This is a genomic window from Solemya velum gill symbiont (assembly GCF_002020255.1).
In the GTDB taxonomy this organism is placed as follows: Bacteria; Pseudomonadota; Gammaproteobacteria; order Chromatiales; family Chromatiaceae.
Map to the genome: position 1 here is coordinate 99,269 of NZ_MPQG01000008.1, position 8,050 is coordinate 107,318.

7 protein-coding genes and 1 tRNA gene are annotated in these 8,050 nt (G+C 51.9%); all 8 read left to right on the forward strand.

Annotated features, from left to right (window positions below; translation table 11 throughout):
• Window positions 1–62 precede the first annotated feature (62 nt).
• The 8 genes from pncC to BOW06_RS07440 all read left to right on the forward strand — a co-directional run bounded on the left by pncC (window position 63) and on the right by BOW06_RS07440 (window position 7,737).
• The gene (gene pncC / locus BOW06_RS07405) at window positions 63–572 is read left to right on the forward strand and encodes a nicotinamide-nucleotide amidase (protein WP_370606719.1); all 510 of its coding nucleotides are present in this window, start codon (window positions 63–65) and stop codon (window positions 570–572) included.
• Window positions 559–1,089: an RNA 2',3'-cyclic phosphodiesterase gene (thpR, locus tag BOW06_RS07410; protein ID WP_043118679.1), complete on the forward strand. Its 531-nt coding sequence runs from the start codon at window positions 559–561 to the stop codon at window positions 1,087–1,089. The genes pncC and thpR overlap by 14 nt, the downstream gene beginning before the upstream one ends.
• 144 nt (window positions 1,090–1,233) lie before the next feature.
• A complete protein-coding gene (gene recA, locus BOW06_RS07415) occupies window positions 1,234–2,283 on the forward strand; it encodes a recombinase RecA (protein ID WP_078454601.1) in 1,050 nt (349 codons plus the stop codon).
• Window positions 2,284–2,300: 17 nt separating this feature from the next.
• Window positions 2,301–2,765 carry a regulatory protein RecX gene (locus BOW06_RS07420; RefSeq protein WP_052132333.1) on the forward strand — a complete coding sequence of 155 codons (465 nt, stop codon included), beginning with the start codon at window positions 2,301–2,303 and terminating at the stop codon, window positions 2,763–2,765.
• 201 nt (window positions 2,766–2,966) lie between these two features.
• The gene (alaS, locus tag BOW06_RS07425; protein ID WP_078454596.1) at window positions 2,967–5,600 is read left to right on the forward strand and encodes an alanine--tRNA ligase; all 2,634 of its coding nucleotides are present in this window, start codon (window positions 2,967–2,969) and stop codon (window positions 5,598–5,600) included.
• Window positions 5,601–5,803: 203 nt separating this feature from the next.
• On the forward strand, window positions 5,804–7,042 hold the full coding sequence (locus BOW06_RS07430; RefSeq protein WP_043118683.1) for an aspartate kinase: 1,239 nt from the start codon (window positions 5,804–5,806) through the stop codon (window positions 7,040–7,042).
• Window positions 7,043–7,194: 152 nt separating this feature from the next.
• Window positions 7,195–7,395 carry a carbon storage regulator CsrA gene (gene csrA / locus BOW06_RS07435; protein WP_043118684.1) on the forward strand — a complete coding sequence of 67 codons (201 nt, stop codon included), beginning with the start codon at window positions 7,195–7,197 and terminating at the stop codon, window positions 7,393–7,395.
• A gap of 252 nt (window positions 7,396–7,647) precedes the next feature.
• Window positions 7,648–7,737, forward strand: a tRNA-Ser gene (locus BOW06_RS07440).
• Window positions 7,738–8,050: the final 313 nt, after the last annotated feature.

Sequence of the window (8,050 nt, forward strand, 5' to 3'; positions counted from 1 at the left end):
TTCTTCAACTACTAATATTAAACAGAGTGCTATTGTAACCGATTCCAGAAGCGGCGCATTTTATGGATAATGCTCTTATGACCGATTTTGATGTGAAGTGTACACAACTGGCTGAGCAGCTGGCAGAGGTTCTCAAGGCACAGAAGTGCATGCTGGTGGCTGCCGAGTCCTGTACCGGCGGCTGGATTGCAAAGAGCTGTACCGATATTGCCGGTTCGAGCGAATGGTTCGAGAGGGGTTTTGTCACCTATAGTAATAATGCCAAACAGCAGATGCTCGGCGTTAGCAGTGAGACACTGAAGGCCAATGGTGCGGTCAGTGAAGCCGTTGTGGCGGAGATGGCAGCGGGAGCCTTGATGCATAGTCCTGCTGACCTCGCGGTGGCTATTAGCGGGATTGCAGGCCCGGGTGGCGGTAGTAAAGAGAAGCCCGTCGGTACTGTCTGTTTTGCGTGGGCTTCGGGTAAAAAAATTTTTACTGCACGTGAGCAGTTTGATGGTGATCGTGATGCAATTCGAAAAGCGGCTGTTCTTCATGCGCTTGAGGGCCTGATACGCCATGCCCTCGACTAAATCCCGACTCTTCTTTGCCGCCTTTCCGGATGAGTCTGTAAGCAAGCAGCTGGCTGCACTGTCGCAAGATCACAAGCAACTGCTGTCGCGACCACATCATCCACTCGATCTGCACATGACGCTCGCTTTCCTCGGGATCCAGCCTGGTGACCGGAAATCCTGTTTTGAAAAGGTGGGTGATCAGATTGCCCTGGAGGGATTTGAACTCCTGCTGGACAGGATAGGCTACTGGAAAGGGCCGCGTATTCTGCTGGCAGAGCCGAGTGCCACGCCAGACGGATTGTTACAGCTTGTCGACCAGATATGGACGGGAGCGGAAGGGTGTGGTCTTGCACGTGAAGTGCGCCGCTACAGACCGCATGTCACACTGCAGCGCAAGGCACGCTTAACTTCTGAGCAGAAGATAACGCCCATCAGGTGGCAGTTGGAGAGCTTCTCACTGGCTGAATCCAGCGGTAATGGTGAAGTTCCTCGCTACAGAAGAGTAAAGACCTGGCAGCTGAATTCTAATAATTAATAAATTCTCATGAAAAAAAGATTGACGGACTCACGGATTGAGTTCTATGCTATGCCATAATATAGAACATCAATAGAACACTGTACTTATTTACGGATTTGAAGCATTTCTTCAGATTCTGAACGCATCAGGGGGATGACCAAGATGGACGATAACCGCAAAAAGGCACTATCTGCAGCACTTACACAGATTGAAAAGCAGTTCGGCAAGGGCTCTGTCATGCGCATGGGTGACGGTAGCGTCATCAATAATGTTGAGGCGGTATCGACTGGTTCGCTGGGTCTGGACATAGTGCTCGGTATCGGCGGCATCCCGAAGGGACGCGTGGTCGAAATCTACGGTCCGGAATCATCAGGTAAAACCACGCTGACACTGCACGCAGTTGCAGAGGTGCAGAAGACCGGCGGAACAGCCGCGTTTGTCGATGCCGAGCACGCACTAGACCCTGCCTATGCAGAAAAGCTTGGCGTCAACATGGAAGAGTTGCTGGTATCACAGCCGGATACCGGTGAGCAGGCGCTCGAGATTACCGACATGCTGGTACGCTCCGGTGCTGTTGATGTTGTGGTTATCGACTCGGTTGCGGCTCTGACGCCAAGGGCGGAGATCGAGGGTGATATGGGCGACTCGCATGTTGGCCTGCAGGCACGCCTGATGTCACAGGCACTGCGTAAGCTGACAGCGAACATCAAGCGTTCCAACTGTATTGTCATTTTTATCAACCAGATTCGTATGAAAATCGGCGTCATGTTCGGCAGCCCCGAGACGACTACAGGTGGTAACGCGCTGAAGTTCTACTCCTCGGTACGACTCGATATTCGCCGTATAGGCGCAATCAAGCGAGGTGACGAAGTGGTCGGTAACGACACCCGCGTCAAGGTGGTCAAGAACAAGGTGGCACCTCCTTTCAAGCAGGTAGAATTCGAGATTCTCTACGGGGAGGGTATCTCGCGTGAAGGTGAAATAATGAACCTTGGCGTCCAGCACAACATCGTCGAGAAGTCGGGTGCCTGGTACAGCTACAATGGTGAACGTATTGGCCAGGGAAAGGAAAATGTAAGGAAATATTTCAAGGAAAATCCAGGGCTTGCACAGGAAATCGAATCTAAAATAAGAGATATCGTTTTTCCAAAGCCAGAGGCTTCTGACGAGGTGAAGGCAGAAGTCGCCGACAAGGATGAGGCAGAGGCCTGATTTTGCAGCAGTAGCTAATGACGGAAGTTTCAGAAGCATCAACTCCAGTCACTGACGACATCGAGCAGGCGGCCATTCGCCTGCTCGCAGTGCGTGAACACAGCAAGGCAGAACTTGCTCGTAAACTCGAATCACGTGACTTTCCATCTGAGGAAATTAGTGCGCTACTGAAGCAGTTTGAAACGGCCGGTTACCTCGACGATCATCGCTACACCGAACTCTACCTCGAGATGCGAGCCCGCAAGGGTTTTGGTCCCTGCAAGATACGCCAGGAGTTACTCGAGAAAGGCATCGCCCCTGACATTATCAGTGACTGGGTTGATGATCGGGACCCGCGCTGGCGTGAACAGATGGCAGAAGTGGCGCTACAGAAGTTTGGTGTTCTGACAGAGCGAACACAGAAAGAGCTGGGACGGCGCGCACGTTTTCTCGAGTACCGCGGTTTTCCCACTTATCTAATTGGTGATTTTCTTTTTTCCTGATCTGGTTAGTCCCTCTAACTGTCGCACCTGGCCCGACTCGCGATTGAATCGCCCCGGGGACGGGGCTCCTACAAATGCGCCAAGTACTGTAGGAACGGCATCTCGCCGCGATTGAATCGCTGTTTTCGTGTGCTTCCGGCGTGACATCTTCCGTCAACCCGAATAACATACGCTCTTTGTTTCTGATTACATTCCATTTTCATGAAAACCAGCGCAGAAATCCGACAAGCATTTCTTGACTATTTTGCCGAGCACGGTCACCAGATCGTTGATTCCAGTCCACTGGTGCCGGCGAATGATCCGACCCTGCTGTTTACGAATGCAGGCATGGTGCAGTTCAAGGATGTTTTCCTCGGCAAGGAGAAACGTGACTACAACCGAGCCACGACCTCGCAGCGTTGTGTGCGTGCCGGTGGTAAGCACAATGACCTGGAGAATGTTGGTTATACCGCGCGTCACCACACTTTTTTCGAAATGCTGGGTAACTTCAGCTTCGGTGACTATTTCAAGGAAGATGCAATCCGTTATGCATGGGAATTCCTCACAGAAACACTCGGCCTGCCGGCAGACAAGCTTTGGGTTACCGTCTATGAAGATGATGACGAGGCAGCCGACATCTGGCTGAAGAAGATCGGTGTCAATCCGGACTCTTTCTCACGCATCGGTGACAAGCCGGGTGGTAAACAATACGAGAGCGATAACTTCTGGTCGATGGGTGATACAGGACCGTGTGGTCCCTGTTCGGAAATCTTTTACGATCATGGTGAGGGAATCTGGGGTGGACCACCAGGAACACCTGAAGAGGATGGTGATCGTTACATCGAAATCTGGAACCTGGTTTTCATGCAGTACAACCGTGATGCTGATGGCCAGATGACACCACTGCCGAAGCCGTCTGTTGATACCGGCATGGGTCTTGAGCGTCTTGCGGCAGTGCTACAGCATGTTCATTCCAACTACGAAATTGACCTGTTCCAGTTGCTGATCAAGGCTGCTGCCAATGCAACCGGCGCAACTGATCTTGAGAACAAGTCGTTGCGTGTCATAGCAGACCATATTCGTTCAACGGCATTCATGATTGTCGACGGTGTCTTGCCAAGTAATGAGGGACGCGGTTATGTGCTGCGCAGAATTATTCGTCGTGCGATCCGTCACGGCTACCAGCTTGGGCAGACACAACCGTTTTTCAACACCCTGGTTGAGGCGCTGGATGAAGCCATGGGGGAAGCCTATCCTGAACTGCGCAAGATGAAAGATCAGGTTGCCAAGGTACTCAAGCTTGAAGAGGAACGTTTCGCAGAGACGCTCGAGCATGGCATGAAAGTTCTCGAAGACGAGACTGAGAAGGTTAATGATGGAGTGATACCCGGTGAGGTAGCTTTTCGTCTCTATGATACTTATGGTTTCCCCGTTGACCTTACCGCAGACGTCGCCCGTGAAAAGGAGATGCAGGTTGATATCGAGGGTTTCGAGAAAGAGATGGAAGCACAGCGCCAGCGTGCGCGTGATGCGAGTAACTTCTCTGCTACTGACACAGGCGAAAAATGGGAAGTTGATTCATCAACCAGTTTCAGTGGTTATGAACTGCTCGAAGACAAGGGTACGGTGATGGCGATCTACCGAGATGGTCAATCTGTCGAGGGCTTGAAGAAGGGAGAGGAGGGTGTCGTGATTCTCGACCGTACACCTTTCTATGCCGAATCAGGTGGTCAGGTTGGCGACAGCGGTGAACTCAAGTCAGAGAGCGGTGCGACTTTCACCGTGACCGATACGCGCAAGCAGAACGGAGATATATTCGGTCATATCGGTGTGCTGGCTGAGGGCGGACTGTCACTTGGCGACATGGTCGTAACAAATGTCGACAAGCAGGCAAGGATGGCAACCGAGCTCAACCACTCCGCAACGCACCTGATGCATGCCGCGCTGAGAGAGATTCTGGGTGACCACGTACAGCAGAAAGGTTCACTGGTCGATCCCGAACGCTTACGTTTCGACTTCTCGCACTTTGAGCCTGTAACGCGTGAAGAGTTGACCGCGATTGAGCGCCTTGTCAATGCACAGATACGTGACAACGCCACGACTGAAACACGTTTGATGACACTTGAGGATGCCAAGCAATCCGGTGCCATGGCGCTGTTTGGTGAAAAGTATGACGATGAGGTACGCGTATTGCGTATCGGTGATTTCTCTGTCGAACTGTGCGGTGGTACGCATGTTGATGCGGCCGGTGATATCGGTCTGTTCCGAATTACCTCGGAGAGCGGTGTCGCATCCGGTGTGCGTCGTATCGAAGCTGTTACTGGTGAGGCTGCAATCGATTTGACCGAATCGCAGGAGAACCAGCTCACGGCAATCTCGGGGATGCTCAAGGCATCCACTGATACTGTGTCAGACAAGGTGGAGCAGTTACTTACACGTAACCGTGAATTGGAAAAAGAGCTCGACAGGCTGAAATCAAAAATGGCTGCATCCGCCGGATCTGACCTTGTCAGCCAGGCCGTGGAGATTGGCGGTATTAAGGTACTGGCAGCTAACCTCGAGGGTGTTGAGCCCAAGAGTCTGCGTGACACGCTTGATCAGCTCAAGGATAAGCTTGGCAGTGGTGTTGTACTGCTTGCTGCAAGTAACGGCGAAAAGGTTAACCTGATTGCAGGCGTGACCAAGGATCTGACTGATCGTTTGCGTGCCGGTGACCTGGTTCGTATTGCTGCGGAGAAAGTTGGCGGCAAGGGCGGTGGCAGACCCGACATGGCACAAGCGGGTGGTAGTAACCCTGCCGGAATTCCAGACGCACTTGCGATGGCTGAAACCTGGGTGGCTGAAACTATTAACTGATCCTATGCCTCTTGTAGGAGCGGCGCCTGACCGCCAGGGATGGCGGGAATGCCGGGAGGCGTCTGGAACGGCTACGGCCTCGCCGCGATTTAACAGGCACTAGCATCGATTTCTCATTCCAGTAATTGTAAATACCTGATAAAATTCAACGTTCTTGCCCGGAAAGCCTCCGGGCACTTTAATTTGTGGATTGAATATTAACAATGGCACTGATTGTCCAGAAATATGGCGGCACCTCGGTTGGTACTGTCGAAAAAATCAAGACGGTAGCTGAGAAGGTCAAACGCTTTCAGGCTAACGGCGACCAGGTGATTGTCGTCGTTTCGGCCATGTCGGGCGAGACCAACCGCTTGCTTGGCCTTGCCGCTGAAGTCGATGAAACTTCGCCCAGCCCGCGTGAGATGGACGTGCTGGTTACGACCGGTGAGCAGGTCACCATTGCATTGCTGAGCATGGCTTTGCACAAGATCGGTGTGGACGCGCGTTCCTATACCGGCAGCCAGGTTCGTATTCTCACGGATCATTCGCACATGAAGGCGCGCATCAAGCGTATCGACGACGAACGTATTCGCAAGGACCTTGATGCAGGACGTGTGGTTGTGGTCGCCGGTTTTCAGGGTGTCGACACAGATGGAAATATCACTACACTCGGTCGCGGTGGTTCCGATACCACGGCAGTTGCACTGGCTGCTGCGCTGAAGGCAGACGAGTGCCAGATCTATACAGATGTTGACGGTGTCTATACGACTGATCCGCGAGTTGAGCCAAAGGCGCGCAAACTCGATCGCATCACCTTCGAGGAGATGCTCGAGATGGCAAGCCTCGGTTCCAAGGTGCTGCAGATCCGGTCAGTAGAGTTTGCTGGCAAATACAATGTCCCTTTACGGGTACTATCCAGTTTTGAAGAGGGTGAAGGCACCCTGATTACCTTTGAGGATACAGGCGTGGAACAGGCGAAAATTTCCGGTATAGCGTTTAGTCGCGATGAAGCTAAGTTGACCATCAAGGGCGTTCCTGACGAACCGGGCGTGGCGTATAAGATTCTTGGCCCGATTGCGGACGCCAATATCGAGGTCGACATGATCGTGCAGAACATCTCTAAAGATGGCACAACCGACTTCACATTCACCGTTCATCGAAATGATTATGAGCGTGCGGCTGCAATCCTGACTGAGCTGACAAGTACGCTGGGCGGTGAAGAGATTGACGGCGATGACAAAATCGTCAAGGTTTCACTGGTAGGAGTCGGCATGCGTTCGCATGCGGGCATTGCCAGCACCATGTTCGAAACACTCGCCCGGGAGGGGATCAATATCAGGTTGATTTCGACCTCTGAGATCAAGGTGTCGGTAGTCGTTGATGAAAAATACCTCGAACTAGCAGTGCGCTCACTGCACGAGGCGTTTAACCTCGCACAGGATGAAGTTGCAACGGTTGGATGAATTGACCCGGCTGTCTAAAAGCACTTGGAATTGTGCTAGACTTTACCCGGCGACATACAATGGGTGGCGCTCTCCCGGATAGTCGGGGACAAATTGGTGGTGATCTTCATCAGAAGATCAATTTAGATAATAAAGTAACAGGGACTAAGGAAATGTTAATACTCACTCGACGTGTCGGCGAAACGCTTATGATTGGCGATGAAATCAGCGTAACCGTACTTGGTGTCAAGGGCAACCAGGTCAGAATCGGCATCAATGCACCACGCGACGTCTCAGTACATCGCGAAGAAATTTACGATCGTATCCAGCGTGAACATGATGGTGATGAAGAGGTAGCGCAGGACGAAGATTAATGCGATAATCCGCACCCGTTGAACCGGACAGGGGTCACAAACTCCTCCGGTTTTTCAATTCGGGAAATCAAAAAATACCGAATACCGGAGAGTTGGCCGAGTGGCTGACGAAGCAGCCAAAGGCTGCGAAGAACAGCGAAGCCGCAGGCGAAGCTTGGCCCCGAAGGGGTGAGGGACGAAGTCCCGAATATACGCGCGTCCCTGCATGGCCCGAAGGGTCATTGAACAGGAGCAAACAATAGAGAGAATTACGGAGAGTTGGCCGAGTGGCTGAAGGCGCGCCCCTGCTAAGGGCGTATGGGAGAAATTCCATCGAGGGTTCGAATCCCTCACTCTCCGCCATATATAACGTCTATGCTTTTGATGCATAGGCGTTTTTTCTTTTTAAGCGCCCGCCAATGTACGGATTGATGTACGGATCGCATCTCAATCCATCCAACATCTCACCACGAATCGTGAATGACTACTTTCGGCCAGAAACGGACATTCTATAATATGTGTAGGGGTGATTCTCTGATGAAAAGACTTCTATCTACAACACTACTGGCTATTGCTGTTCGCGGATTCAACTCACTAGTGCAACGGATGGGTTAATCCCGAAAAATACTTGATTGGGCGTTTTAATGCCAAGACATTTTCGGGGACGATTGTTCAG